The sequence below is a fragment of the Monashia sp. HAY1-11D genome (genome assembly GCF_056868035.1).
In genome coordinates, this window is the sequence record NZ_CP200320.1 from 3257227 (window position 1) to 3282987 (window position 25761).

The window sequence follows — 25761 nt, forward strand, 5'->3', positions numbered from 1 at the left end:
GGCGCGTCACGCCGGCCGTGGCGCGACCCCGCCCGCCCGTTAGGGTGGATCGTCGCCCCTTGCGGCGACGCCGCACCCCGGCACCATCGGCTGCAGGAGCAGCATCGAGGACAAGGAGACCACCATGGCCGACCCCGCACGCGCTCGGAAGGTCGCCGACCGGATCAAGGTCATCGTCGCGGAGTACCTCGAGTTCCGGTTGAAGGACGAGCGGCTCGGGTTCGTGACGATCACGGACTGCCGCGTCACCGGCGACCTGCAGCACGCCAGCGTCTTCTACACCGTGTTCGGCACGGACGAGGAGCGCCAGGCCACCGCCGACGTCCTCGCCGCCAACACCGGTCGCATCCGCTCGGCCGTCGGCAAGGGCATCGGCATCCGGCTGACGCCCTCCCTCGAGTTCATCGCCGACGCCCTCCCGGAGGGCGCCGCGCACCTCGAGGACGTGCTGGCCCGCACCCGCGCCCGCGACGCTGAGCTGGCCCGGGTGGCGGCCGGCGCCTCGTACGCAGGTGACGCCGACCCGTACCGCAAGCCGACCGACGGCGAGAACGACTCCGACCTCGACGAACGGCTCGATGCCGACCTCGATGCCGACCTCGATGCCCAGGCAGGGGCGGACGCGGACGCGCGATGAGCGAACGTCCCGGCGGCCTGCTCGTCGTCGACAAGCCGGCCGGCTGGACCAGCCACGACGTCGTCGCCCGGGTGCGTCGGCTCGCGGGCACGCGACGCGTCGGCCACGCCGGCACCCTCGACCCCATGGCCACGGGGGTGCTGGTCCTCGGCGTCGAGCGCGGCACCAAGCTGCTGACGTTCCTCGTCGGCTGCGACAAGACCTACACGGCCACGATCCGCCTCGGCATGGCGACGGTGACCGACGACGCCGAGGGCGAGACCACCCAGGCGCTCGGCGTCGAGGACCTCGCCGCGGTCGAACACGGCCTGCCGGAGGCCGTCGCCGCGCTCACCGGTGACATCGAGCAGGTGCCGAGCGCGGTCAGCGCGATCAAGGTCGACGGTGTGCGCAGCTACGCCCGAGTGCGCCGCGGCGACGCGGTCGACCTGCCGGCACGCCCCGTCACGGTCAGCCGCTTCCACGTCGACTCGGTGCGTCCGCGCCGGGCCGCCCCCGAGGTCGGGCCTGCCATCGACGTCGTCGACGTCGAGGTCGAGGTCGACGTGTCCTCCGGGACGTACGTCCGGGCCCTGGCCCGCGACCTCGGTGCCGCGCTCGGCGTCGGCGGCCACCTGACGGCGCTGCGCCGCACCCGCGTCGGTGGCATCGACCTGTCTGCGGCGCACACCCTCGACGACCTCGCAGCGCTCGCCGAGGCAGGCGCTCCCGGTGCGCTGCCCCTGCTGCCCGTCGCGGACGCCGCCCGTGCCGCCCTGCCCGTGCACGAGGTGACCGCGCGCGAGGCGACGAGCCTCGGCTACGGGCAGCGCATCCCCAGCGGGCCCAGGCGTGCCGACGCGGTCGCCGCGATCGACCCCGACGGAACCCTCGTCGCCGTCCTCGACGAGACCCGGCCGCTGGCCCGCTCGCGGGTGGTCTTCGTCACGGCGGCCGACCGGTCCGGCGCCGTGGCCCAGGTCCCCGCCCCAGCAGGCGGGCCTGCGGCGGCGGCGGGCGGTGGCGCCGCGCCCGCCGGGGTCTGACGCGCGTACGCGACCACGACGCGGGGAGCCCGACGACGGCCACTACAGTGGTCGCCGTGCATCGCTGGTTCGGACTCGACGACATCCCGGGCGACCTCGGGCCCACGGTCGTCACGCTGGGAAACTTCGACGGCGTGCACCGCGGGCACCGTGAGGTCCTGACGCGTGTCGTGCGCGAGGCCGCCGAGCGGAACGCCACACCGGTCGCGGTGACCTTCGACCCGCACCCCATCGCCGTGCTGTACCCGGAGCGTGCCCCGGCTGCCGTCATGTCCCTCGGGCAACGGCTCGACGCCCTCGAGTCGGTCGGGCTCGGCGCCACCCTGGTGCTGGAGTTCACGCCGGCCTTCGCCCAGCAGACCCCTGAGGAGTTCGTCCGCTCGACGTTCGTCGACGCGCTCGGCGTGGTCGCGGTCGTCGTCGGCAAGGACACCCGCTTCGGGGTGCGCAACTCCGGGGACGTGCAGACCCTCCGCACGCTCGGCGCCGAGCACGGGTTCGAGGTCATCGCCCTGGAGGACATCGGCGACACCGGCGCGGCTCACCAGACGACCCAGGCCGACGCCTCGTCGCCGGGGGCCCGCTGGAGCTCGACCCAGCTGCGCGCCGAGCTGCTCGCCGGCAACGTCGAGCACGCCGCCCAGATCCTCGGCCGGCCGCACCGCGTCACCGGGACGGTGGTCCACGGCGACCACCGGGGTCGCGAGCTCGGGTACCCGACGGCCAACCTGTCCCAGGACCACGAGGGTCTCGTGCCGGCCGACGGCGTCTACGCCGGCTGGCTGCTGCGCCTCGACCTCGACCCGCGAGACCCCGACCGCACCCTGCCGGCAGCCGTGTCGATCGGCACCAACCCGACCTTCGACGGGCAGCAGCGTCGCGTCGAGGCCTATGTCCTGGACCGCACCGACCTCGACCTCTACGGTGAGCGCGTGGCCGTCGAGCTGGTGTCGCACCTGCGACCGACCCTGAAGTTCGACTCGATCGACGCGCTCGTCGAGCAGATGAGCAACGATGTCGAGCGCTGCCGCTCCGTCCTGTCGGCCATCGTGCCCACCCAGCGGCCCACCGAACTGCCGACGCAGGGACGCGCCTGACCTCGCCGGTCCGCGTCCCGATGACCGGCGGCCCGACTCGGGCCGGCGGCCGGAGGCGGGCGGGATGGCTGGGCGTGGACCTCGGCCTCTTCATCGGCGCGGGCGGGCTCTCGCTCGTCGGTGTCGTCCTCGTGTGGTCGGCGACCCGTGCGGACCACGGGTCGGCCCTCGCGGTCAAGCAGCTCGTCGCGGTCGGTCTCGGGGCGGCGGCCGCGGTCGGGGTGACCCGCGTCGACGTCCGGGTGCTGCGGGCGCTGGCTCCGCTCGTGTACCTCACGGGCATCGTCGGCCTCGCGGCCGTCCTGACGCCCCTCGGGGCCACGGTCAACGGGTCACGGTCCTGGGTCCGACTGCCGGGAGGCTTCACGCTCCAGCCCTCCGAGCTGGCCAAGGTCGCTCTCGCCGTCGCCCTCGCGATGCTCCTCGCGGAGCGGGCCGACCGTCGCGACACGGGGGGACGCCAGCGGCATCGCGACGTCGCACTCGCCTGGCTCGTGGCAGGGGTGTCCGTCGGTCTCGTCCTGGCCCAGCCGGACCTCGGATCGGCACTGGTCCTCGTGGCCATGGCCGTCGTCGTCATCGCCGCGGCCGGGGCCCCGTTCGTCTGGACCGCCGGAGTGGCCCTGACCGGCGCCGCGGCCGTCGTCGCAGCGTTCACCACCCCCGTCCTGGCCGGATACCAGCGCAACCGCCTCCGGGCCTTCCTCGACCCGGCGCTCGACCCATCGGGCATCGGCTACCAGACCCGCCAGGTCCGGATCGCCATCGGGGCGGGGGGCCTCACCGGCCAGGGCCTCTTCGAGGGCCGGCAGACGCAGGCCGGCTTCGTCCCGTTCCAGGAGACCGACTTCGTCTTCTCGGTCGCGGGGGAGGAGCTGGGCTTCGTCGGGGCGGTCGGGCTGGTGCTGCTCATCGGGTTCATCGTCGTGCGGGCCTGCCTCGTGGCACGGCGGGCCGACACCTTCGGGCGGCTCGTCGTGCTCGGTGTGGCCGTCTGGTTCGGCGTCCAGTCCTTCGAGAACATCGGCATGAACCTCGGGCTGACCCCGGTGACCGGCCTGCCGTTGCCGTTCGTCTCCTACGGCGGGTCCTCCATGATCGCCAGCTGGGTCGCGGTCGGCATCGTCGGCAACGTCGCGTCGACGACCGCCCGGCGCTGACGTCGGGGCCAAGGACGTCGGCCCCTGTGCCCCCACTCGCTACGACAGTGCTCAGCCAGAGTGAGCAGTGACGTAGCGACGCGGGCACCCACTCTCCGGGAGCACACCCCCGTCCCGTACGTCAGTGCTCAGCCAGAGTGAGCAGTGTCGCAGCGACGCGGGCACCCACCCTCCGGGAGCACACCCCCCGTCCCGTACGTCAGTGCTCAGCCAGAGTGAGCAGTGTCGTAGGGAGTGGGGCCAGACGCCCAGCGGGCAGGCCTCGTTCGCGTCGGACCCGCCGGCCCCGGTTCTCGCCCGGGGTTACCCACGGGTCACGGTGCGGTGTCGTTCGGTCACCGATGCGTGACTGGACCGGGGTTCCTTGACATCATCCCGGCAAGGACGACGGCCCGCTGACGCCGATGACGGGCCGCCGTGGCGACGAAGGAGCCCCCATGCCGCTGATGTCACGTGCCGACCAGCCTGTGCGACAGGAGGTGCTCGACGACCGGGCCCCGAGCGTCGGCGAGCTGTTCCGGCGCCGCGTCGCCGACTCCCCGGACGCGCCGGCGTACCTCTTCTTCGCTCCGGAGAGCACTACGCTCCGCACCCTGACGTGGCGCGAGACCGACGAGGTCGTGCGCCGGTGGGCCGCCGGCCTCATCAGCCTCGGCGTGCAGCTCGAGGACCGCGTCGCCATCGCGTCGACGACCCGCGTCGAGTGGGTCCTGGCCGACCTCGCCGTCATCTGTGCCGGCGGCGCCACGACGACGGTGTACCCCACGACCATCGCCGAGGACGTCGCCTACATCCTGTCCGACTCGGGCAGCGGGATCGTCTTCGCCGAGGACGAGGCCCAGGTGGCCAAGCTCCGGCAGGTGCGCAGCGAGATCCCCGACGTCCGTCAGGTCGTCGCGCTCACCGGACCGGGCAGCGACGACGGCTGGGTCATGACGACCGACGAACTGGCCCGGAGGGGCGCCGAGTGGCTCGAGGCGACGCCCGACCTCGTGGACTCGCGCATCGACCAGCTCGGCCCGGACAACCTGGCGGTCGTCATCTACACGTCCGGCACGACGGGTCGTCCCAAGGGGGTGCGGCTCGCGCAGGACAGCGTCGTGTACGAGGGTGCCGTCATCGAGGCCATCGGCACACTGACGAAGGACGACCTCCAGTTCCTCTGGCTGCCGTTGTCGCACGTGTTCGGCAAGATGCTGCTGGCGACCGGCCTGCAGATCGGCTTTCCCACCGCGGTCGACGGCCGCATCGACAAGATCGTCGAGCACATGGCGGTCATCCGACCGACGTTCATGGCCGGTCCGCCCCGCATCTTCGAGAAGGCCCGCGGGCGGGTCATGCTCATGCTCGGCCAGGAGACCGGCGTCAAGAAGCGGCTCATCGACTGGGCGCTCGGCGTGGGTGCGAAGGTGCGCGACCTGCGCGAGGTGGGGGAGCAGCCCCCGGCCCTGCTCGCCGCCCAGCACCGTCTGGCCACCCGCCTCGTCCTGTCCAAGGTGCAGGAGCGGTTCGGCGGCCGGGTCCGGTTCATGATCAGCGGCTCGGCGCCCCTCGACCCGGACGTCGCCCGGTGGTTCGGTGCCGTCGGCCTGCTCGTCGGCGAGGGCTACGGCCTGACGGAGACGTCGTCGGGCACCGCCGTCAACCCGCCGGACCCCGGGCAGTACCGCTACGGCTCGGTGGGCTGGCCGCTGCCGGGGACCGAGGTGCGCATCGCCGAGGAGGACGGCGAGATCCTCGTCAAGGGGCCGGGCGTCATGCGGGGGTACCACAACGACCCCGAGGCCACGGCGGCGGTCCTCAGCGAGGACGGCTGGTTCCGTACCGGCGACATCGGCCGCATCGACGAGCGCGGCTTCCTCTACGTGACCGACCGCAAGAAGGACGTGTTCAAGACCTCCGGCGGCAAGTTCGTCGCGCCGGCCGAGATCGAGGCGAAGATCAAGGGCGAGTGCCCGTTCGTCAGCCAGTTCCTCGTCCACGGCGCCGGGCACAACTACGCCACGGCGCTCGTGACGCTCGACCCCGACGCCATCACCGCGTGGGCGGCGACGCAGGGGCTCGCCGGGCGCTCCTACGCCGAGATCGCCGGCTCCGACGAGGCGCGCGAGCTCGTCCAGGGCTATGTCGACCGGCTCAACGCCGGGCTCAACCGCTGGGAGACCATCAAGAAGTTCACCATCCTCGACCACGACCTCACGGTCGAGGAGGGCGACCTCACCCCGAGCATGAAGCTGCGGCGCAAGATCGTCACCGAGAAGCACCGCGCCGAGCTCGACGCCATGTACGCCGCCGACGCGTGACAGCGCTCTCGCGATTCGGGCCGACGCGTCCGGCCGCTTACCATGGACCAATGCCCGGAGAGTCCCTGTTCAACGCCCTCGAGCCCCTGCTGGAGCGGGTCAACAAGCCCATCCAGTACGTCGGTGGTGAGCTCAACTCCACGGTCAAGGACTGGAACGTCGGTGGGCACGGCCCCGGCGGCGAGGAGCTGACCACCCGCTGGGCCCTGATGTACCCCGACGCGTACGAGGTCGGCGTGCCGAACCAGGGCGTCATGATCCTCTACGAGGTCCTCAACGAGCGTCCCGACGCGCTCGCCGAGCGGACCTACGCCGTGTGGCCCGACATGGAGGCCCAGCTCCGGGCGGCCCAGCTGCCCCAGTTCACCGTCGACGGCCACCGCTCGGTGCGCGACTTCGACCTGTTCGGCCTCAGCTTCTCCACCGAGCTCGGCTACACGAACATGCTGACGGCGCTCGACCTCGCCGGCATCCCGCTGCACGCCGCCGACCGCGGTGACGACGACCCCGTCGTCGTCGCCGGGGGCCACGCGGCGTTCAACCCCGAGCCCATCGCGGAGTTCGTCGACGCCGCGGTCATCGGCGACGGCGAGGAGGCCGTCCTCGCCATCACGGACATCGTCGGGCAGTGGAAGGCGCAGGGGCGCCCCGGTGGGCGCCGCGAGGTGCTGCTGCGCCTGGCCCGCACCGGCGGGGTCTACGTCCCGGCGTTCTACGAGGTCAGCTACCTGCCCGACGGGCGCATCCAGCGCGTCGCCCCGGCCGCCGACGCGCACGGCGTGCCGTGGCGCGTCTCGAAGCACACCGTCATGGACCTCGACGCCTGGCCGTACCCCAAGCAGCCGCTCGTGCCGCTCGCCGAGTCGGTGCACGAGCGGATGTCGGTCGAGATCTTCCGAGGGTGCACGCGCGGGTGCCGGTTCTGCCAGGCCGGCATGATCACCCGCCCGGTCCGCGAGCGGTCGATCACCGGCATCGGTGAGATGGTCGAGCGGGGCCTGGCCGCCACGGGGTTCGAGGAGGTCGGCCTGCTGTCCCTCAGCTCGGCCGACCACTCCGAGATCGCCGACATCACCAAGGGCCTGGCCGACCGCTACGAGGGCACCCAGACCGGCCTGTCCCTGCCGTCGACGCGGGTCGACGCCTTCAACATCGACCTCGCCAACGAGCTCACCCGCAACGGCCGCCGGTCGGGCCTGACCTTCGCCCCCGAGGGCGGCTCGGAGCGGATCCGCAAGGTCATCAACAAGATGGTGTCCGAGGAGGACCTCATCAAGACGGTCGCCGCGGCGTACGGCGCGGGCTGGCGCCAGGTCAAGCTCTACTTCATGTGCGGGCTGCCCACCGAGACCGACGAGGACGTCCTGCAGATCGCCGAGCTCGCCAAGAAGGTCATCGAGACGGGCCGACAGGTCTCGGGCCGCCGCGACATCCGCTGCACGGTCTCGATCGGCGGGTTCGTGCCCAAGCCGCACACCCCGTTCCAGTGGGCCGCCCAGCTCGGCGCCGAGGCCACCGACGCACGCCTGCTCAAGCTGCGCGAGGCGATCCGCGCCGACCGGCGCTACGGCTCGTCGATCGGGTTCCGCTACCACGACGGCCAGCCCGGCATCGTCGAGGGGCTGTTGTCACGCGGCGACCGCCGCGTCGGCCGGGTCATCGAGCAGGTCTGGCGTGACGGCGGCCGGTTCGACGGCTGGTCGGAGCACTTCTCCTACGAGCGCTGGATGCGCGCTGCCGAGGTGGCGCTCGAGGGGCTGCCCGTCGACGTCGACTGGTACACGACCCGCGAGCGTGCCCAGTCCGAGGTGCTCCCCTGGGACCACCTCGACTCCGGCCTCGACAAGGACTGGCTCTGGGAGGACTGGCAGGACGCCCTCGACGAGACCGAGGTCGACGACTGCCGGTGGACGCCGTGCTTCGACTGCGGCGTCTGCCCGCAGATGGGCACCGAGATAGAGATCGGCCCGACGGGCAAGACCCTGCTGCCGCTGACGGTGCTCGGCAGCAAGAGGGAAGAGCTGCTCGAGCACCAGCACTGACGCCGGCTCGTGCGCTCGCGCCCCCTCGGTCGGCTCAGACGGGGTGCCCCACGTGGGCCAGGGCCTGGCGCACGAGGACGCCGTGCGAGTTGCTCATGTCGGTCGACACCGAGATCGTCACGGCCTCGTCCGGGGTGACCCACGACAGGTCGAGGGCGTCCTTCTGGGGCCGGCAGTCGCCCATGACGGCGACGACGAACGCGAGCGACACGGCGTGCTGGCGCGGGTCGTGGAACGGCGTGACCCCGGGCGTGGGGAAGAACTCGGCGACGGTGAACGGCTGCGGCGACAAGGGGATCCGCGGCAGCGCCATGGGACCGAGGTCGTTCTCGATGTGTCGCAGCAGCGCGTCGCGCACCTTCTCGTGGTAGAGGACGCGCCCGCCGACGACCTCCTGGCCGATGCCGCCGTCGCTGTCGGCGCGCAGCAGCAGGCCCAGGTGGGTCACCTGTCCCTTGTCGTCGACGCGGACCGGGACCGCGTGGACGTAGAGCATCGGGAGCCGCTCACGTGCGTTGTCGAGGTCCTCGCGGCTGAGCCACGCACCGGTCGTCTCCACTTCCGTCATGGCTCACATAGTGCCAAACGGCCGGCCGGCCGCCGGGGACGGCCCGCCGGGCGGCCCGCGTGAGGTCGAGACGGCCCCGGCCGGGCCGGTGCAGGGCGGGCGAGGCAGCCGACAGGCTAGACTGGCGGGCACAGGCGTTCGAGCCGTCATCAGCGGCGAGCCTCCGGAAGAACCGACACCGCGAGCCGGCGGCGTCCCAGTAGAACCGGACGGGTGGCCCGTCACAGCCAGGAACGAGCGGTCGCGCGCCCCCGGGCCCGCGCGGCAAGCGGGGTGGTACCGCGGCGGTGACGTCGTCCCCGGCACACGACCAGCCGAGAGACCGCCGACCCAGGAGCCCGCAGCATGACCTACCCCAAGGTCACCACGTCCGCCCCGACGCCCGACGACGCCCGCGCGACCGGCGTCCCGTCGAACCCGCGCTTCCCCGAGATCGAGGAGCGCGTCCTCCGGTACTGGGACGAGGACGGCACCTTCATCGCCTCGGTGGAGAACCGCGACGCCGGCACCGACGGCGACAACGAGTTCGTCTTCTACGACGGGCCGCCCTTCGCCAACGGCCTGCCGCACTACGGCCACCTGCTCACCGGCTACGTCAAGGACATCGTCCCGCGCTACCAGACGATGCGCGGCCGCCGCGTCGAGCGCCGGTTCGGCTGGGACACCCACGGCCTGCCCGCCGAGCTCGAGGCGCAGCGCCAGCTCGGCCTCAAGACCAAGCAGGACATCATCGAGCTCGGCATCGACACGTTCAACGACGCGTGCCGCGCCTCGGTGCTCAAGTACACGGGGGAGTGGCGCGACTACGTGACGCGCCAGGCCCGCTGGGTCGACTTCGACAACGACTACAAGACGCTCGAGCCGGGCTACATGGAGTCGGTCATCTGGGCCTTCAAGCAGCTGTGGGAGAAGGGCCTGGTCTACGAGGGCTTCCGCGTGCTGCCCTACTGCTGGAACGACCAGACCCCGCTGTCCAACCACGAGCTGCGGATGGACGACGACGTCTACAAGATGCGTCAGGACCCGGCCGTGACCGTCGGCCTGCGCCTCGAGACCGGCGAGCTCGCCCTCGTGTGGACGACGACGCCCTGGACCCTCCCGGCCAACCTCGCGATCATGGTCCACCCCGACATCGACTACGTCGTCGTCGAGTCCGACGTCACCGGCACCGCCGAGCGCTACATCGTCGCGGAAGCGCGGCTCGCTGCCTACAAGCGCGAGCTGGGCGAGGACGCCGAGCAGCGGATCGTCCAGCGGCTCAAGGGATCCGAGCTCTTCGGCCGGACGTACACGCCGCCGTTCAGCTACTACCAAGGCCACGAGCGCGCACACCGGGTCGTCGAGGCCGACTTCGTCACGACGACCGACGGCACGGGCCTGGTCCATAGCGCCGGCGCCTTCGGTGAGGAGGACAAGCTCGTCACCGACCGCGAGGGCATCGCGCCGGTCGTCCCGGTGAGCACCGAGGCGCGCTTCACCTACCCGGTCACCGACTACGAGGGCATGCACGTCTTCGACGCCAACCCCCACATCATCGACCACCTCAAGGCCGCCACCCGCGGCGAGGGCGACACCGGTTCGGTCACACCCGGCACGGTGCTGCTGCGTCGCGAGACCTACGACCACAGCTACCCGCACTGCTGGCGCTGCCGCCAGCCGCTCATCTACATGGCGGTGTCCTCGTGGTTCGTCGAGGTCACGAAGATCAAGGAGCGCATGCTCGAGCTCAACCAGCAGATCGAGTGGACGCCCGCACACATCAAGGACGGCCAGTTCGGCAAGTGGCTGGCCAACGCCCGCGACTGGTCGATCTCACGAAACCGCTTCTGGGGCAGCCCGATCCCGGTGTGGAAGTCGGACAACCCGGAGTACCCGCGCGTCGACGTCTACGGGTCCTTCGAGGAGCTCGAGCGCGACTTCGGCGTCACGGTCACCGACCTGCACCGCCCGTTCATCGACTCGCTGACGCGTCCCAACCCCGACGACCCGACCGGGACGTCGACGATGCGCCGCGTCGAGGAGGTCTTCGACGTCTGGTTCGACTCCGGGTCGATGAGCTTCGCGCAGGTGCACTACCCGTTCGAGAACGCGGAGTGGTTCGAGCACCACTTCCCCGGCGACTTCATCGTCGAGTACATCGGGCAGACGCGCGGCTGGTTCTACACGCTGCACATCCTCGCGACGGCTCTCTTCGACCGGCCCGCGTTCAAGTCGTGCGTCAGCCACGGGATCGTCCTCGGCTCCGACGGGCAGAAGATGAGCAAGTCGCTGCGCAACTACCCGGACGTCACGGAGGTCTTCGACCGCGACGGTGCCGACGCGATGCGCTGGTTCCTCATGAGCAGCCCGATCCTGCGCGGCGGCAACCTCGTCGTCACCGAGCAGGGGATCCGCGACGGCGTCCGCCAGGTGATGATCCCGCTGTGGAACGCCTGGTCGTTCTTCGCGCTCTACGCCAACACGGCACGCGGCGGCGAGGGCTACGAGGCGAGGTGGTCGACGGGCTCGACCGACGCGCTCGACCGCTACCTGCTCGCCAAGCTGCGCGAGTTCGTCGGCGACATGACCGAGCAGCTGGACGCGTACGAGATCGCGGCGGCCTGCGACACCATGCGCGGCTTCCTCGACGTCCTGACCAACTGGTACATCCGGCGCTCGCGCGACCGGTTCTGGGGCGGCGAGACCGAGGAGTCCCTCGCGGCCTTCGACACGCTCTACACGGCCCTGGAGACGGTGACGCGCGCCATCGCGCCGCTGCTGCCCCTGGTCACCGAGGAGATCTGGCGTGGCCTCACGGGCGGCCGGTCGGTGCACCTGACCGACTACCCGCTCGTCGACGACCTGCCGGCCGACCACGACCTCGTCCTCGCCATGGACCGGGCCCGGGAGGTCTGCTCGGTCGGGTCGAGCCTGCGCAAGGCACGCCAGCTGCGGGCACGCCTGCCGCTCGGCGGCCTCACCGTCGTCGTGCCCGAGCCGGGGGCGCTCGAACCGTTCCGCTCCATCGTGCAGGACGAGCTCAACGTCAAGGAGCTGGTGCTCGTGGACCTGGCCACCGCGAGCGAGGCCGACTTCGGCGTGACCCAGCGGCTCACGGTCAACGCGCGTGCCGCCGGCCCGCGTCTCGGCAAGGACGTCCAGGCGGCCATCCGGGGCAGCAAGTCCGGTGACTGGTCCGTCTCGCCCGACGGCGTCGTGACGTCCGGTGGCCTCGCGCTCGTCGAGGGGGAGTACGCCCTCGAGACCGTGGTGTCCGGTGACGGCGCCGACAGCGCGGCGACGGCGATGCTGCCCGGCGGCGGGTTCGTCGTGCTCGACACCGCGGTGACGCCGGCCCTCGCCACCGAGGGCGTGGCCCGCGACCTCGTCCGCGCCGTGCAGCAGGCGCGGCGCGACGCCGGGCTGCACGTCAGCGACCGCATCAGCCTGACGATCCAGGGCTCGCCCGAGGTGTTCGAGGCGACCGTCGACCACCGTGACCTCATCGTCGGCGAGACCCTCGCCGTTCAGTTCGCGTCGGCGGGCCCGGAGCACGCCCTGCCCGACGGGGTGGGCACGCGGGTCGTGGTCGGCGACGACCACACCGCGACGATCGTCGTGGAGAAGCGATGATCGCGGCTGGCACGGGCACGCACGGTGGTCGCGGCGAGGGCCTCGGGCAGGGCCGCCAGGGTAGCCAGGGCCGCGTGGACGTGGAGGGCATGCCGGACGTGGAGGGCATCGTGGTGCGCCCGGCGGTCGGCGACGACCTGTCCGGCGTGCTGTCGGTCGGGCACCGCACGTGGCTCGCGACCTACGAGCCGCTCGTCGGCCCGGAGTACGTCGCCATGGGCCTGGCCAAGTGGTGGACGACCGACGTCGTCGCGGCCTCGATCCGCAAGGGCCGCACCATCGTCGCCTTGCAGGGCGACGACGTCGTCGGCGTGGCCACCTTCGGCCCACAGGACGACGACTTCGTCCTGTGGAAGCTCTACGTGCTCCCCGACCACCACGGGCGCGGCATCGGCTCGCGGCTGCTCGACGCCGTCGTCGAGCGGGCCGTCGAGGGTGGCCACGATCGCATCGTCCTGTCGCACATCGAGGGCAACAAGGGCGCGGCGCGCTTCTACGCGCGTCACGGCTTCACCGAGACGCACCGGGAGGCCGGCGGGTCGGACATGCCGGTGAGCGTCTGGATGGCACGCCCGCTGCCGAGACCCGCATCGACCACCGACGGCGCCGAGGTCGCCCACCTCACCGACGCGGAGGTCGACGGTCGCGACCTCGCCGTGGAGGACCCGTCCGGGACGGAGGACGCGTCGTGAGCGGCGGGCGGCCCGACGCCGCGGCCATCGAGGCCGCGCGCAACCTCGCGGAGATGAAGCGCGTCCGCGAGATCGAGGAGGAGATCCTCGCCCGTGCCCCCGAGAACGACATCGGTCCCTCGCTCGAGCGGATCCGTGCCGTCATGGAGCTGGCCGGCGACCCGCAGCGCGCCTACCCCTCGATCCACCTGACCGGCACCAACGGCAAGACGTCGACGAGCCGGATGATCGACGCCATCCTGCGCGAGACCGGTCTGTCGACCGGGCGGTTCACCTCGCCGCACCTGCACGACATCCGGGAGCGGATCACGCTGTCCGGCAAACCGATCCCGCGCGACAAGTTCATCGCGGCCTACGACGACGTAGCGCCTCTCGTCGAGATCGTCGACGCGCGCTCCCTCGCCGACGGCGGGCGCCGGATGAACTTCTTCGAGGTGCTGGTCGCCGTCGCGTACGCCGCGTTCGCCGACGCGCCGGTCGACGTCGCCGTCATCGAGGTGGGGCTGGGCGGGTCCTGGGACGCCACGAACGTCGTCGACGGGCAGGTCGCCGTGGTGACACCGGTCGACCTCGACCACACCCACATCCTCGGCGATGACGTCGTCGCCATCGCGGAGGAGAAGAGCGGCATCATCAAGGCCGACTCGTTCACGGTGTCCGGGGTCCAGGACGAGGACGTGGCGCGCGTCCTCCTCGACCGCGTCGAGGAGGTCGGTGGTTCAGGGATCGTGTTCGAGGGCAACGACTTCGGCGTGCTCGAACGTGAGGTCGCCGTCGGCGGGCAGCAGGTGTCGCTGCGCGGCCTCGCCGGTGACCACCCCGACCTGTTCCTGCCGCTGTACGGTGCGCACCAGGCGAGCAACCTGGCCACCGCCGTCGCGGCGGTCGAGGCGTTCCTCGGCGGCGGGACGCAGCCCCTCGACACCGACGTGCTGCGAACCGCCTGCGCGTCGATGACCTCGCCCGGTCGTCTCGAGGTGGTCCGTCGCTCGCCGACCGTCCTCGTCGACGCCGCGCACAACCCGCACGGCGCGCGCTCCCTCGTCGCAGCGCTGCAGGAGTCGTTCACCTTCACCCGTCTCGTCGGGCTCGTCGGCATCGTCGCCGACAAGGACGCCGTCGGCCTGCTGGAGGTGCTGGAGCCGGCGCTCGACCATGTCGTCGTGTCGCGCAGCACGTCACCGCGCGCCCTCGACCCCGAGCGGCTCGGCGAGCTGGCGCGCGAGCTCTTCGGCGACTCGCGGGTCACGGTGGTCCCGTCGCTGCCCGACGCCCTCGAGCAGGCCGTGACCCTCGCGGAGCAGGAGGGCATGGGCGGCGGAGTCGTCGCCACCGGCTCGGTCATCACGGCCGGCGAGGTGCGGATGCTGCTCGGTCACACCGACGTCTGACGCTGCGACCCTCCACCTAGGCTGGGCGCATGCACCCCCTCTTCAAGCTCGTGGTCGTCGTCGCGCTCGTCGTGGTCGTCGTCGTGCTGTGGGGGCGGGTCGTCGGACGCCGCGACCCGGACCGCCAGGTGGTCGGCCTCACCGACGAGGTGCGGGCCACCGTCAGCCGCCAGATCAGCGCGGGACACCGGGTCAACGCCATCAAGGTCTACCGGGAGGCGACGGGGGCACCGCTCACGGACGCCAGGCGAGCCATCGACCAGTGGTTCGTCCCCGGACGGGGCCCGGGGGTGCGCGATGCCGCGGCCTCCTTCACCGACGGCCGTCTGACCGACGAGGCGCGGGCCCGCATCAGCGAGCTCGTCCGCTCCGGCCGCCGGGAGGACGCCATGAGCCTCTACGCGGAGGCCACCGGCGCGAGCGGCGCCGAGGCCCGCGCCGTCATCCGCACGTGGGACACCGCCCAGGACTACTGAGCCGCTCCGTCCGCTCCCTCAGCGCCCGACATCGACGACGACACCGACCACGACACCGACCACGACACCGACCACGACACCGACGATCACCGACACAGGACGACACCCATGAACGCCCTCCGCCTGCACGGCACCACCGGAAAGTTCACGTGGCGCATGCTCGCCACCGTCCTGGGCGGCCAGTCGCTGTGCATCCTGCTCGGCGCGCTCGTGGCCCGCGGCGTGACGTCGGCCGCAGACGAGCCGGGACGAGGCACGGCCTACCTCGTCGTCGGGTTCGGCCTCGCGGCGCTGTGCGTGCTGGCTGCCGGCTCGATGCGTCGACCGTACGGCCTGACGCTCGGCTGGGCGGTGCAGGTGCTGACCCTGGCCAGCGCGGTCGTCGTGCCGATGATGCTCGTCGTCGGGCTCTTCTTCCTCGCCCTGTGGGTCACCTGCCTCGTCAAGGGCGCCTCGATCGACGCGGAGATGGCCCGCCGCGAGCGGGAGGCCGCGACGGGCGCGGCCGACCCGGCCGATAGGGTGGACGGGTGACCTCGGAACGTTCTCTCGTCCTCGTCAAGCCCGACGGCTTCCGCCGTGGCCTCACCGGTGAGGTGCTGCGCCGCATCGAGGCCAAGGGGTACTGCCTCGCGGGGCTCGCCGTACTCACCCCGACGCGCGAGCAGCTGGCCGCCCACTACGCCGAGCACGAGGGCAAGCCGTTCTACGAGCCGCTCGTCGAGTTCATGAGCTCCGGACCGGTCGCCGCCGTCGTCATCGAGGGCCAGGACTGCATCAAGGGCTTCCGTGCCCTCGCCGGTGCCACCAACCCCACCGAGGCGCTCCCCGGCACCATCCGTGGCGACCTCGGCCGCGACTGGGGCACGAAGGTCCAGCAGAACATCGTGCACGGCTCCGACTCTCCGGAGTCGGCCGCGCGCGAGGTCGCCATCTGGTTCCCCGGGCTCTGACCCTCGGCGGGCTCCCCGGAGCCCCACAGGTCCCTCTGGTCCCGCAGGTCACGCATCCGGCGACACTCGCCGGATGGGCTCGGTCCTGCCGCCGGGGCGAGACACAATCCCGGCCATGAGCACCTGGCCGCCCCTGGGACGCGACCTCGCGGTCGACCTCGGGACGGCGAACACGCTGATCCACGTCCGCGGACGGGGCGTCGTCCTCGAGGAGCCGTCCGTCGTGGCGGTCGAGACCGGCACCGGACGCCTGGTCGCGGCCGGCGCCCGCGCCAAGGAGATGCTGGGTCGCGCGCCGGGCAGCATCCGCGCCGTCCGCCCCCTGCGCGACGGCGTCGTGTCCGACGCCGACGAGACCGAGCGCATGCTGCGCTGGTTCATCGACCGGGTGCGCACGTCCCGTCTCGTCCGGCCGCGGATGGTCCTCTGCGTGCCGAGCGAGGTGACCGGCGTCGAGCGGCGGGCCCTCGAGGACGCCGCGACGCGCTGCGGTGCCCGCCGGGTCTACATGGTCGAGGAGCCGATGGCCGCCGCCATCGGTGCCGGGCTCCCGGTCCACGAGACGGCGGCCAGCATGGTGGTCGACATCGGCGGCGGCACGACGGACGTCGCGGTCATCAGCCTCGGCGGCATCGTCACGTCGACGTCGCTGCGTGTCGCCGGCGACGAGGTCGACGAGGCGCTCGTCAGCCACGTCAAGAGCGAGTACTCCCTCCTGCTCGGTGAGCGCAGCGCGGAGGACCTCAAGGTCGCCGTCGGGTCGGTGTTCCCGCTGCGCGAGGAGCTGACCACCCGCCTGCGCGGGCGCGACCTCGTCACCGGCCTGCCCAGGACCGTCCAGGTCGGCTCGGCCGAGGTGCGCCGCGCCATCGAGGGACCGGTGCTGCAGATCATCGAGGTGGTGCGGGCCACGCTCGACGTCTGCCCGCCCGAGCTCGCCGGCGACATCGTCGATCGCGGCATCACGCTGACCGGCGGCGGAGCCCTGCTGCGCGGGCTCGACGAGCGGATGCGGCACGAGCTCGGCGTGCCGGTGCACGTCGCGGACGACCCCCTGCGAGCGGTGGCGAGGGGCGCCGGCCGGTGCGTCGACGACTTCCCCAGCCTCGAGCGCGTCCTCGTCGGCGACCCGCGTGCCCGGCCGTGACGACGAGCACCCGACCATGACCGGCACGGCTCGCCGCCGGCTCCTCGCGGTTCTCGTGACCCTGACGCTCGTGCTGCTCGTCGCCGACCTGGCCGGCTCCGCGGCGACCGCCGCGGTGCGCCGGGCCTCCGGTGCCGTGCTCGGGCCGGTGCAGCGCCTCCTCGCGGGCCCGTCGCGGAGTGACCGAGACCGCCTCGAGGAGGAGAACACCCGGCTGCGCGCCGTCGTCGCCGACCAGCAGCACTCCCTCGACGACTCGGCCGGCTCCGTTCGCTCCTCGGGACGGAGACGCTTGCCGGTCACGCCTTCGTGCCCGCGCGCGTGGTCGGCACGGCTCTCGGCCCGCTCGGCGGCCGGCGCGTCACCATCGACGTCGGGGCGCGTGACGGCGTCGAGACCGACTCCACGGTCGTGGCCGCCGAAGGCCTCGTCGGGCGTGTCGTGTCGGTGTCGCCCTGGACCAGCGACGTGCAGGTGCTCGGGTCCACGGGATCGGTCGTCGGCGTGCGAGTCGGTCCGGCCGGCATGCTCGCGACGGTGGCGGCGTCGGGGACCGCCGACCGCGAGGCACGCCCCCGTGGGTCACTGACCCTGTCGCTGGTCCGGCCGGGGACCGCCGTCGTCGGCGACGTCGTGCGAACTATGGGCAGCATCGACCAACGCCCTTATGCCGCAGGCGTGCTCGTCGGTACGGTCACCGACGTCGACCCATCGAGCGGGGGCCTGAGCGTGACGGCGACGGTCCGGCCCGCCGTCGACCTCGACGCCGTCGACATCGTCGCCGTGCTCGTCCCCGGACCGCGCACCGCTCCGCGCGCCACGCAGCAACCGGGCGCGGGGCCGGGGCTCGTCGGGGTGGCGTCGGCGGCACGAACGCAGCCGTCCGCGACGGGAGCGGCGCCGTGAGGCCGACGCTGCTCGGGGTGCTCCGGGCGGGGTACGTGGCCGTCGCGGCCCTCGTCGCGGCGACCGTGCTGCCCGGCCTGGGGGTGCCCGGTGCCTGGGTGCCCGACCTCGTCCTCATCGGGGTCGCCACGACGGCCGTCCTGCGGGGTCCGGTGCACGGCGCCCTCGTCGGCCTCGCGGCCGGGTGGGCGGTGCAGCTCGTCCCGCCGGTCAGCACGCCGCTCGGCCTGGTGCCGCTCGTCACCGCGGTCGGGGGCCTCGTCGCAGGCCTCTTCTCCAGCCCGGCCTCCCGCTCGGGCCTGCGGCCGCTCGCGGCACTCGCGGCGTCGGCAGCCGTCGTCGGCCTGGTCCGCGCGGTCATGGCGCTCGTGGCCGAGCGCGGCGTCGACGTCCCGGGCAGCGCTGCCCGCCTGGCCTCGACCGTGGCCGTCGGGCTCGTCGCCGTGCCCGTCCTCATCGCCCTCGACCGCGCACTGGTGCGCCGGAGACTCGGGTGAGGGGGCGGCCGCACCGTGCGCGGCGCCTCCGGGCCCGCCCGCGGACCGGGGTCGTCGGTGTCGTCGTCGTGCTCGTCGTCGTCCTCTTCGGCCTGCTCGTCGGGCGCCTCGGCGAGCTGCAGCTCGTCGAGGGGCCCCAGCTGGCGCGGGCGGCCACCACGGCCCACACCCGGACCGTCACCGAGCACGCCCTGCGCGGCCGCATCCTCGACCGCACCGGCGCGCCCCTGGCGTCCACCACCTTCACGACCACGGTGACGATCGAGCGGGCCAGCCTCGCCCGCGCCGGGGACGGCGGCAGGAGGCTCGTGGCGTCCGTGGCCGCCGGGCTCGGCCTGCCCTTCGACCGCCTCTGGGGCAAGACGATGCTCTGCGGCACGGCGGGTGCGCCGCGCGCGCCGGCCTGCTTCAACGGCTCCCCGTACGTGCCCGTCCCGGTGGCCGGCGGCGTCGACGAGCGCCGCGCGCTCACCCTGCTCGAGCAGCCCGAGCGGTACCCGGGTGTCGGTGTGCGTGCCGAGCCGGCTCGAGGCTACCCGCACCCGGATGGTGCACTCGCGCCGCACCTGCTCGGCTGGGTCGCCAGGGCCGACGCGTCCGAGGTCGCCTCCAGCGGCGGCACGCTCGACGCCGAGGACGTCGTCGGCCGCTCGGGACTCGAGCAGCAGTACGACGCCGTGCTGCGCGGCGTGAACGGCTCGACGGTCGTCGCCGTCGACCCGCGCGGGATCGTCACGGGCATCGTCTCGCGGACCCCGCCGGTGCCGGGGCGTGACGTCGTCACCCACGTCGACGCCCGCCTCCAGGCGCGGGTCGAGGCCGCGCTCGCGCGGGTCGTCGGGCGGGCCCGGGCGCAGAGGCTGCCGGCCGACGCCGGCGCCGCCGTCGTCCTCGACGCCACGAACGGTGCCGTGGTGGCGGCCGCGAGCCACCCGACCTACGATCCCGGGCTCTTCACCGGTGGCATCACCGCGCGCGAGCTGGCGGGGCTGACGAGCGAGGCCGCCGGCGTCCCGCTGTCGTCGCGGCTCACGGCGCAGACGTTCCCGCCCGCGTCGACCTTCAAGGTCATCTCGGTCGCGGCCGCCGTCCAGTCCGGTGCCCGGCTCGACGGCACCTACGACTGCTCCCCGGCCCTCGACGTCGACGGCCACGTGTTCCACAACTTCGAGTCCCGGGGCTACGGGCCCATCGACCTGCACCGGACGCTCGTCGTCTCCTGCGACACGGTCTTCTACCGCCTGGCGTACGAGGCGTGGCGCGCGCAGGGTGGTCTCACCGCGCCGGTGACCGCGCCTGACCCGTTCGTGTCCATGGCCCGGGCGTTCGGCCTCGGCCGGCGCACCGGCGTCGACCTGCCGGGGGAGTCCGCCGGACGCGTCGCCGACCGGCAGTGGAAGGAGGCGACGTGGGCCGCCACGCGCGAGACCACCTGTCGTCGGGCCGGCACCGGCTACCCCGGCTCGCCCGCACCGACCGGGCCCGGGCTGCCTACCTGACCCGCCTGGCGCGGGAGAACTGCGCGAGCGGCTACGAGTACCGAGCCGGCGACGCCGTCAACTTCTCGATCGGACAAGGGGACACGGCCGTGACCCCGCTCCAGATGGCGACCGTGTACGCCGCGCTCGCCAACGGCGGCACACTGTGGCAGCCCCAGGTCGCGGCCGGCTACCGAGCGGCCGACGGGACCACGACGCCCATCGCGCCCCGACGGGTCGGCACCGTGCCGCTGCGCCGCGACGTCGGGGCGTACGTCCGGGCCGCCCTCGGCGACGTGACGCGCCCGGGCGGGTCGGCCGGCACCGCGTTCGCCGGCTTCCCGCAGGACCGGTACCCCGTCGCGGGCAAGACCGGCACCGGCGAGGTGTTCGGCAAGAAGGCCACAGCGTGGTTCGTCGGGTACGGCCCCACGACCCGGCCCAGGTACGTCGTCGCCGTCGTCGTGAGCCAGGGCGGTTCGGGGTCGCGGGTCGCGGCCCCCGCCGTGCGTGAGATCTTCGATGCCATCCTTGCCCTGAGGATGTGACCGACCCGGACCCGAGAGGCCGACGTGGACGACTACCTGCGGACCGACGCGCCCGTCGTCGAGGCCCTCGACCGGGCGTGGCGTCGCAGCCGGCTCACGGTGCGGACCCGCTTGTCCCGCTTGCGGTCCCGGGCGTTCCTCCTCCTGCAGAGCTCGGTGGCCGCAGGCGTCGCGTGGCTCGTCGCGCACGACCTGGTCGGGCACGCGACGCCGTTCTTCGCCCCGATCGTGGCCATCGTCTGCCTCGGGATGTCGTACGGGCAGCGGGTCCGACGCGTGCTCGAGGTCGCAGTGGGGGTGGCGGTCGGTGTCTTCACGGCCGACGTGTTCGTGCACGTCGCCGGCAGCGGTCCGTGGCAGATCACCGTCGTCGTGCTGTTCTCGATGGCCTTCGCCGTCCTGCTCGACGGCGGTCCGCTGCTCGTGACGCAGGCAGCCGTGCAGAGCGTCGTCATCGTCGCCCTCGCCGCGAGCCCGGGCCAGGCGCTGTCACGCTGGACCGACGCGCTCATCGGTGGTGCGGTGGCTCTCGTCGCCGCGGTCGTCGTGCCGCAGGCGCCGTTGCGCCGGCCCCGCGTGGCGGCCTCCGAGGCCGTCGCCAAGATCAGCGAGCTGTTGCGGCAGGCGGCCACCCTGGCCGCCGGGGGTGACGTCGACGCGGCGGCCTCGGTGCTCGCGTCGGCGCGCGGCACCGAGTCGCTGCTGCGCGAGCTGCGCCAGGCCGCCGACGAGGGCCTTGACGTCATCACGAGCTCACCGCTGTCGCGGCGCCGGCACGCCCCGCGCGTCCGGTCCATGGCCGAGCTCGTCGAGCCCCTCGACATCGCCATGCGCAGCACCCGCGTGCTCGTTCGTCGGGTGACGATCTCGGTGGCACGGGGCGAGAACCTGCCCGACAGCTACCGCGCGCTGCTCGGCCGCCTCGCCGACGCCAACGACGTCATGGCCCGGGCGCTGTCCGAGAACGCGGCCGCCTCCGTCGGTCTGCGCGGCCTGCTCGAGGTCGCCGCGGCCACGGGGGAGCTGCCGCGAACGTCGAGCCTCGCGTCCGAGACCGTCCTGGCCCAGCTGCGCTCGCTCGTCGTGGACCTGCTCCAGGTGGCCGGGCTCGGCGAGGAGGACGCCCATGCCGCGATCCCTCCCGAGCGCGACCGCGACTGAGCCCGGCGACACACCCGACTCGACCACGCCGCCACGAGCTCGGCGGGTCGGCGGGTCGGCGGCAAGAGCGGGAACACAGCGGGAGGGCCGGGTCGCCCGGACCCGGCCCTCCCTGCTCGACGCGTCGAGGCCGTCAGCGGGACTGCGCGGCCTGCTCCGGCGTCGCCGGCAGCTTCTCGACGCGCGGGTCGCCGGCGTCGGCGAAGTAGTCCGCCGGGATCGTCTGGTCGATCCCCTCGGGCGCCTTCGCGGCTCGGAACACCAGGGTGAGCACGGCGGCGACGATGACGTTGAGGACGAACGCCGTCAGCGCGATGTACCCCAGCTGGCCGATGACCGGGATCTGCGCGACCGAGCCGGCGAAGGGCGCGCCGCTTGCCTTGTTCGTCACGTTGTACGCCCCGAGCGTGCCGTACACCATGCCCACCGCCCAGCCGACGAGGAGCGCCCACCGGTGGAACCAGCGCGTGTAGAGGTAGAAGACGAGCGCCGGGAAGGTCTGGAGGATCCAGATGCCGCCGAGGAGCTGGAAGTTGATCGCGTTGCTCTTGTCGAGGAAGAGGACGAACAGCAGGGCGAACGCCTTGACGACGAGCGAGGTGATCTTGCTGACCTTGGCCTCCTGCTCGATCGTCGCGTTCGGCCGCAGCCAGGCCCGGTAGACGTTGCGCGTGAAGGTGTTCGCGGCGGCGATCGACATGATCGCGGCAGGAACGAGCGCACCGATCGCGATGGCGGCGAAAGCGACCCCGGCGAACCACGACGGGAACATGTCCTCGAACAGCTGGGGGATCACCAGCTGTCCGTTGACCTTCCCGTCGAGCCCGACCGGCTTGGTGCCGGCGGCGATCGCGACCCAGCCGAGGAGCGCGAGGAGGCCGAGCAGGAACGAGTACGCCGGCAGGATCGAGGCGTTCTTGCGAATGGTGGTGCGGCTCTTGGCCGACAGGCTGGCCGTCACCGAGTGCGGGTACATGAACAGCGCGAGCGCCGACCCGAGGGCGAGCGTCGCGTAGGCCCAGTAGGCCTTCGGCCCGGGGATGAAGACGTTCGGGTTGCCGGTGGCGGCGTTCGTCGTCGTCGTCATCTTCTGCTTGGCCGCGTCGAAGATGTGGCCCCAGCCGCCCACCTTCGAGGGCAGGTAGATGACCGCGACGATGATGACGAGGTAGATGAGGATGTCCTTGACGAACGCGATGATCGCCGGCGCGCGCAGGCCCGAGGTGTACGTGTACAGCGCGAGCACGAGGAACGCGATGAAGATCGGTGCGTCCTTGGCGAGGATGTTGCCGCCGCCGCCGACGCCCGCCACCTCGAGGACGGCCTGGATGCCGACGAGCTGCAGGGCGATGTACGGCATCGTCGCGAGGAAGCCGGTGACCGCCACGGCGAGCGACAGCACGCGCGAACCCGAACGGCCCTGGACGAAGTCGGCCGGCGTGACGTAGCCGTGCCGGTGCGACACGGACCAGAGGCGGGACATGAAGACGAAGATGATCGGGTACAGCACGATCGTGTAGGGCACGGCGAAGAAGCCGTTGACGGCGCCGAAGGCCCACATGGCCGCGGGAACCGCGACGAACGTGTACGCCGTGTAGAGGTCGCCTCCGAGCAGGAACCACGTGATCCACGTGCCGAAGGTCCGGCCGCCGAGGCCCCACTCCTCGAGGCTCTCCATGCTCGCCGGACGGCGCCAGCGCGCCGCCCAGAAGCCGGCCGCTGCGACGACGACGAAGAAGAAGACGAGGACGGCGAGGGCGATGCCGTTGACTCCCTGGTTCATCGGAGCCCACCACCCGTCGTCGTGTCGTCGTCGAGGTACTCGTCACCCTCGGGGTTCATCGGCCGGTGCGGCCGCGCCTTGAGGACGAGGCGGTGGGCGGTGTACGTCAGCGCCGAGGTGATGACCACCCAGACGAACTGGTACCAGATGAAGAACGGGAAGCCGGCGACGCGCGGCTCGTCCTTGGCGTACGTGCCGACGAGCGTCAGCGCGACGAGCGGGATCGCGAGCAGAACTCCGGCGACGGCCAGCAGGCCCTTGTTCGCCGGCGGAGCCGAGTGGCGGTGCGGAGTGGAACTCACGACGGTGACCTCCGTTGGTCGGGGCCGGACCGGTCCGGCCGTGCGTCAGGAACGTACTCCCAGCGTGCCCCGGAATGGGGTCCCTGACACCGTTGAATGCCGAACTGTTGGCGAACGACACCCGGTTCGTGACCTCGCGGTCTGCGTCGGCGGAACCGCGGTCGGGGCCAGGGTGCCTCCCGGATAGGGTGACCCCCATGGCTGATTTCGATGTCGTTGTGCTCGGTGCCGGTCCCGGTGGCTACGTCGCGGCGATCCGCGCGGCGCAGCTGGGCAAGAAGGTCGCCGTCGTGGAGAAGCAGTACTGGGGTGGGGTGTGCCTCAACGTCGGCTGCATCCCGAGCAAGGCGCTGCTGCGCAACGCGGAGATCGCGCACATCATCACGCACGAGAAGAAGACCTTCGGCATCGAGGGCGAGGCCACGATGTCCTACGGGCCCACGCACTCGCGCAGCCGCTCGGTGGCCGACGCGAGCGCCAAGGGCGTGCACTATCTCATGAAGAAGAACAAGATCGAGGAGATCGACGGCTGGGGCACGATCACGTCGGCGACCTCGATGGACGTCGCGCTCAACGACGGCTCGTCGCGCTCGGTCACCTTCGACAACCTCATCATCGCCACCGGCGCCCAGGTCCGGATGCTGCCCGGCATGCAGGTCAGCGACAACGTCGTCACCTACGAGGAGCAGATCCTCGACGCGGACCTGCCGGGCTCGATCGTCATCGGCGGCTCGGGCGCCATCGGCGTCGAGTTCGCCTACGTCATGAAGAACTTCGGCGTCGACGTCACCATCGTCGAGTTCCTCGACCGCATGGTGCCGACCGAGGACCCCGACGTGTCCAAGGAGCTGCTGCGCCAGTACAAGAAGCTCGGCGTCACGGTGCTGCTCTCGACCGCCGTCAAGAACGTCGAGGACACCGGCTCGGGCGTACGCGTCACGGTGGCCCCGGCCGCCGGGGGAGACGAGACCGTCCTCGAGGCCGACAAGTTCCTCGCCGCCTTCGGCTTCGCCCCGCGCACCGAGGGCTACGGCCTGGAGTCCCTCGGTCTGCAGATGACCGAGCGCGGCGCCGTCGCGATCGACGGCCGCGGGCGCACCAGCGTGCCCAACGTCTTCGCCATCGGTGACGTCACCGCCAAGCTCATGCTGGCGCACACCGCCGAGGCCATGGGCGTCGTCGCCGCCGAGACCATCGCGGACGCCGAGACGATGGAGCTGAACTTCGACATGATCCCGCGGGCGACCTTCTGCCAGCCGCAGATCGCCTCCTTCGGATACACCGAGGCCCAGGCCAAGGAGAAGGGCTACGACGTCAAGACGGCCAGCTTCCCCTTCTCGGCCAACGGCAAGGCACGCGGCATGGCCGAGGGCGTCGGCTTCGTCAAGATCGTCGCCGACGCCGAGCACAACGAGCTGCTCGGTGCCCACATGATCGGCCCCGAGGTCACGGAGCTGCTCCCGGCCCTGACGCTGGCCCAGCAGTGGGACCTCACGGCCGACGAGGTGGCCCGCAACGTCTTCGCCCACCCGACCCTGAGCGAGGCCATGAAGGAGGCCATCGAGGGCATCGCGGGGCACATGATCAACCTCTGAGGCCTCGACCTCCGAGGCGTCCCGTCACGGGACGCGTCCGACGCGCGAAGGGCGCCCCACGGCGTGAGCCATGGGGCGCCCTTCGACGTCTGCTGCGACCGATCAGTACCAGTGCTTGCGTCCGCCGATAGCGCGTCCGGTGGCGCCGAGCACGAACAGGACCGCGCCGACGACGAGCAGGATGATGCCGATCGTCGTGAGGATGCTGATCTTGGCGAGCAGCCCGACGATCAGCAGGATCAGTCCGAGAATGATCATGGTGTCGCTTCGCTCCTTACGAGAGGTTTCCCCGAGACGACCATGTCGTACCCGGCACGGTCACAGGAGGAACGCAGGCACTGGTCACGAATCGGTCAAGCGGGCCCCCGCCGGCGCCGATTAGTGCGCG

23 protein-coding genes are annotated in these 25761 nt (G+C 72.2%); 19 read left to right on the forward strand and 4 right to left on the reverse strand.

Going from position 1 to position 25761, the window contains the following annotated elements; genetic code table 11:
- The first annotated feature begins 124 nt into the window (after positions 1–124).
- The 6 genes from rbfA (at position 125) to AC1VM9_RS15070 (ending at position 8264) form a co-directional block, all read left to right on the forward strand.
- Entirely contained in the window at positions 125–637 is a 513-nt protein-coding gene (gene rbfA, locus AC1VM9_RS15045) for a 30S ribosome-binding factor RbfA (protein WP_481340582.1), read from the forward strand.
- Positions 634–1662: a tRNA pseudouridine(55) synthase TruB gene (gene truB / locus AC1VM9_RS15050; protein ID WP_481346982.1), complete on the forward strand. Its 1029-nt coding sequence runs from the start codon at positions 634–636 to the stop codon at positions 1660–1662. The genes rbfA and truB overlap by 4 nt, the downstream gene beginning before the upstream one ends.
- A gap of 56 nt (positions 1663–1718) precedes the next feature.
- Positions 1719–2759, forward strand: coding sequence for a bifunctional riboflavin kinase/FAD synthetase (locus tag AC1VM9_RS15055; protein ID WP_483123194.1), 1041 nt, complete (start codon positions 1719–1721; stop codon positions 2757–2759).
- Between the two features lie 74 nt (positions 2760–2833).
- Positions 2834–3919, forward strand: a complete 1086-nt coding sequence (locus AC1VM9_RS15060; RefSeq protein ID WP_481340576.1) for an FtsW/RodA/SpoVE family cell cycle protein — start codon at positions 2834–2836, stop codon at positions 3917–3919.
- Positions 3920–4356: 437 nt separating this feature from the next.
- A complete protein-coding gene (locus AC1VM9_RS15065; RefSeq protein ID WP_481346984.1) occupies positions 4357–6222 on the forward strand; it encodes an AMP-dependent synthetase/ligase in 1866 nt (621 codons plus the stop codon).
- Positions 6223–6272: 50 nt separating this feature from the next.
- Entirely contained in the window at positions 6273–8264 is a 1992-nt protein-coding gene (locus tag AC1VM9_RS15070; RefSeq protein ID WP_481340572.1) for a TIGR03960 family B12-binding radical SAM protein, read from the forward strand.
- A 34-nt stretch (positions 8265–8298) separates the two neighbouring features.
- On the opposite strand, the gene AC1VM9_RS15075 is transcribed toward AC1VM9_RS15070, so the two are convergent.
- A complete protein-coding gene (locus AC1VM9_RS15075) occupies positions 8299–8832 on the reverse strand; it encodes an NUDIX hydrolase family protein (RefSeq protein WP_481340570.1) in 534 nt (177 codons plus the stop codon).
- Between the two features lie 345 nt (positions 8833–9177).
- Between AC1VM9_RS15075 and ileS the strand changes: the two genes are divergently transcribed.
- From ileS to AC1VM9_RS15135, 12 genes are all read left to right on the forward strand, one after another.
- The gene (ileS, locus tag AC1VM9_RS15080; RefSeq protein ID WP_483123195.1) at positions 9178–12444 is read left to right on the forward strand and encodes an isoleucine--tRNA ligase; all 3267 of its coding nucleotides are present in this window, start codon (positions 9178–9180) and stop codon (positions 12442–12444) included.
- An 89-nt stretch (positions 12445–12533) separates the two neighbouring features.
- On the forward strand, positions 12534–13136 hold the full coding sequence (locus AC1VM9_RS15085; RefSeq protein WP_483123196.1) for a GNAT family N-acetyltransferase: 603 nt from the start codon (positions 12534–12536) through the stop codon (positions 13134–13136).
- 53 nt (positions 13137–13189) lie between these two features.
- Entirely contained in the window at positions 13190–14527 is a 1338-nt protein-coding gene (locus tag AC1VM9_RS15090) for a bifunctional folylpolyglutamate synthase/dihydrofolate synthase (protein ID WP_481340592.1), read from the forward strand.
- Between the two features lie 29 nt (positions 14528–14556).
- Positions 14557–15003, forward strand: coding sequence for a hypothetical protein (locus AC1VM9_RS15095; RefSeq protein WP_481340564.1), 447 nt, complete (start codon positions 14557–14559; stop codon positions 15001–15003).
- 108 nt (positions 15004–15111) lie between these two features.
- Positions 15112–15537 carry a DUF4233 domain-containing protein gene (locus AC1VM9_RS15100; RefSeq protein WP_481340562.1) on the forward strand — a complete coding sequence of 142 codons (426 nt, stop codon included), beginning with the start codon at positions 15112–15114 and terminating at the stop codon, positions 15535–15537.
- Complete coding sequence (gene ndk / locus AC1VM9_RS15105; protein WP_481340560.1) at positions 15534–15956, forward strand: nucleoside-diphosphate kinase; 423 nt, start codon at positions 15534–15536, stop codon at positions 15954–15956. The genes AC1VM9_RS15100 and ndk overlap by 4 nt, the downstream gene beginning before the upstream one ends.
- A gap of 115 nt (positions 15957–16071) precedes the next feature.
- Complete coding sequence (mreB, locus tag AC1VM9_RS15110) at positions 16072–17103, forward strand: rod shape-determining protein MreB (protein ID WP_481345054.1); 1032 nt, start codon at positions 16072–16074, stop codon at positions 17101–17103.
- A 309-nt stretch (positions 17104–17412) separates the two neighbouring features.
- Positions 17413–18009 (forward strand): rod shape-determining protein MreC, encoded by a 597-nt coding sequence (gene mreC, locus AC1VM9_RS15115; protein ID WP_483123197.1) that lies wholly within the window; start codon positions 17413–17415, stop codon positions 18007–18009.
- Positions 18006–18506, forward strand: a complete 501-nt coding sequence (locus AC1VM9_RS15120) for a rod shape-determining protein MreD (protein WP_481345052.1) — start codon at positions 18006–18008, stop codon at positions 18504–18506. The genes mreC and AC1VM9_RS15120 overlap by 4 nt, the downstream gene beginning before the upstream one ends.
- Positions 18503–20005 (forward strand): peptidoglycan D,D-transpeptidase FtsI family protein, encoded by a 1503-nt coding sequence (locus AC1VM9_RS15125; protein ID WP_483123198.1) that lies wholly within the window; start codon positions 18503–18505, stop codon positions 20003–20005. Before AC1VM9_RS15120 ends, AC1VM9_RS15125 begins: the two co-directional genes overlap by 4 nt.
- Entirely contained in the window at positions 19915–20532 is a 618-nt protein-coding gene (locus tag AC1VM9_RS15130; protein WP_483123199.1) for a penicillin-binding transpeptidase domain-containing protein, read from the forward strand. Before AC1VM9_RS15125 ends, AC1VM9_RS15130 begins: the two co-directional genes overlap by 91 nt.
- A gap of 24 nt (positions 20533–20556) precedes the next feature.
- Entirely contained in the window at positions 20557–21693 is a 1137-nt protein-coding gene (locus AC1VM9_RS15135; RefSeq protein WP_483123201.1) for an FUSC family protein, read from the forward strand.
- A gap of 133 nt (positions 21694–21826) precedes the next feature.
- Here AC1VM9_RS15135 and mctP read toward each other — a convergent pair whose 3' ends face one another.
- Together mctP and AC1VM9_RS15145 are read right to left on the reverse strand one after the other, a co-directional pair.
- Complete coding sequence (mctP, locus tag AC1VM9_RS15140; RefSeq protein WP_483123202.1) at positions 21827–23476, reverse strand: monocarboxylate uptake permease MctP; 1650 nt, start codon at positions 23474–23476, stop codon at positions 21827–21829.
- Positions 23473–23778, reverse strand: coding sequence for a DUF3311 domain-containing protein (locus AC1VM9_RS15145; protein ID WP_481340546.1), 306 nt, complete (start codon positions 23776–23778; stop codon positions 23473–23475). Before AC1VM9_RS15145 ends, mctP begins: the two co-directional genes overlap by 4 nt.
- Positions 23779–23975: 197 nt before the next feature.
- Between AC1VM9_RS15145 and lpdA the strand changes: the two genes are divergently transcribed.
- Complete coding sequence (gene lpdA, locus AC1VM9_RS15150) at positions 23976–25373, forward strand: dihydrolipoyl dehydrogenase (RefSeq protein WP_481340544.1); 1398 nt, start codon at positions 23976–23978, stop codon at positions 25371–25373.
- Positions 25374–25475: 102 nt separating this feature from the next.
- On the opposite strand, the gene AC1VM9_RS15155 is transcribed toward lpdA, so the two are convergent.
- Positions 25476–25631 (reverse strand): DUF6131 family protein, encoded by a 156-nt coding sequence (locus AC1VM9_RS15155; protein WP_481340542.1) that lies wholly within the window; start codon positions 25629–25631, stop codon positions 25476–25478.
- Between the last annotated feature and the right edge of the window lie 130 nt (positions 25632–25761).

Coding starts and splice junctions, on each gene's coding strand:
- rbfA (WP_481340582.1), top strand. CDS start 125: ATGGCCGACCCCGCACGCGCTCGGAAGGTCGCCGACCGGATCAAGGTC.
- truB (WP_481346982.1), top strand. CDS start 634: ATGAGCGAACGTCCCGGCGGCCTGCTCGTCGTCGACAAGCCGGCCGGC.
- AC1VM9_RS15065 (WP_481346984.1), top strand. CDS start 4,357: ATGCCGCTGATGTCACGTGCCGACCAGCCTGTGCGACAGGAGGTGCTC.
- AC1VM9_RS15070 (WP_481340572.1), top strand. CDS start 6,273: ATGCCCGGAGAGTCCCTGTTCAACGCCCTCGAGCCCCTGCTGGAGCGG.
- AC1VM9_RS15075 (WP_481340570.1), bottom strand. CDS start 8,832: ATGACGGAAGTGGAGACGACCGGTGCGTGGCTCAGCCGCGAGGACCTC.
- ileS (WP_483123195.1), top strand. CDS start 9,178: ATGACCTACCCCAAGGTCACCACGTCCGCCCCGACGCCCGACGACGCC.
- AC1VM9_RS15085 (WP_483123196.1), top strand. CDS start 12,534: ATGCCGGACGTGGAGGGCATCGTGGTGCGCCCGGCGGTCGGCGACGAC.
- AC1VM9_RS15090 (WP_481340592.1), top strand. CDS start 13,190: ATGAAGCGCGTCCGCGAGATCGAGGAGGAGATCCTCGCCCGTGCCCCC.
- AC1VM9_RS15095 (WP_481340564.1), top strand. CDS start 14,557: ATGCACCCCCTCTTCAAGCTCGTGGTCGTCGTCGCGCTCGTCGTGGTC.
- AC1VM9_RS15100 (WP_481340562.1), top strand. CDS start 15,112: ATGAACGCCCTCCGCCTGCACGGCACCACCGGAAAGTTCACGTGGCGC.
- mreB (WP_481345054.1), top strand. CDS start 16,072: ATGAGCACCTGGCCGCCCCTGGGACGCGACCTCGCGGTCGACCTCGGG.
- mctP (WP_483123202.1), bottom strand. CDS start 23,476: ATGAACCAGGGAGTCAACGGCATCGCCCTCGCCGTCCTCGTCTTCTTC.
- lpdA (WP_481340544.1), top strand. CDS start 23,976: ATGGCTGATTTCGATGTCGTTGTGCTCGGTGCCGGTCCCGGTGGCTAC.
- AC1VM9_RS15155 (WP_481340542.1), bottom strand. CDS start 25,631: ATGATCATTCTCGGACTGATCCTGCTGATCGTCGGGCTGCTCGCCAAG.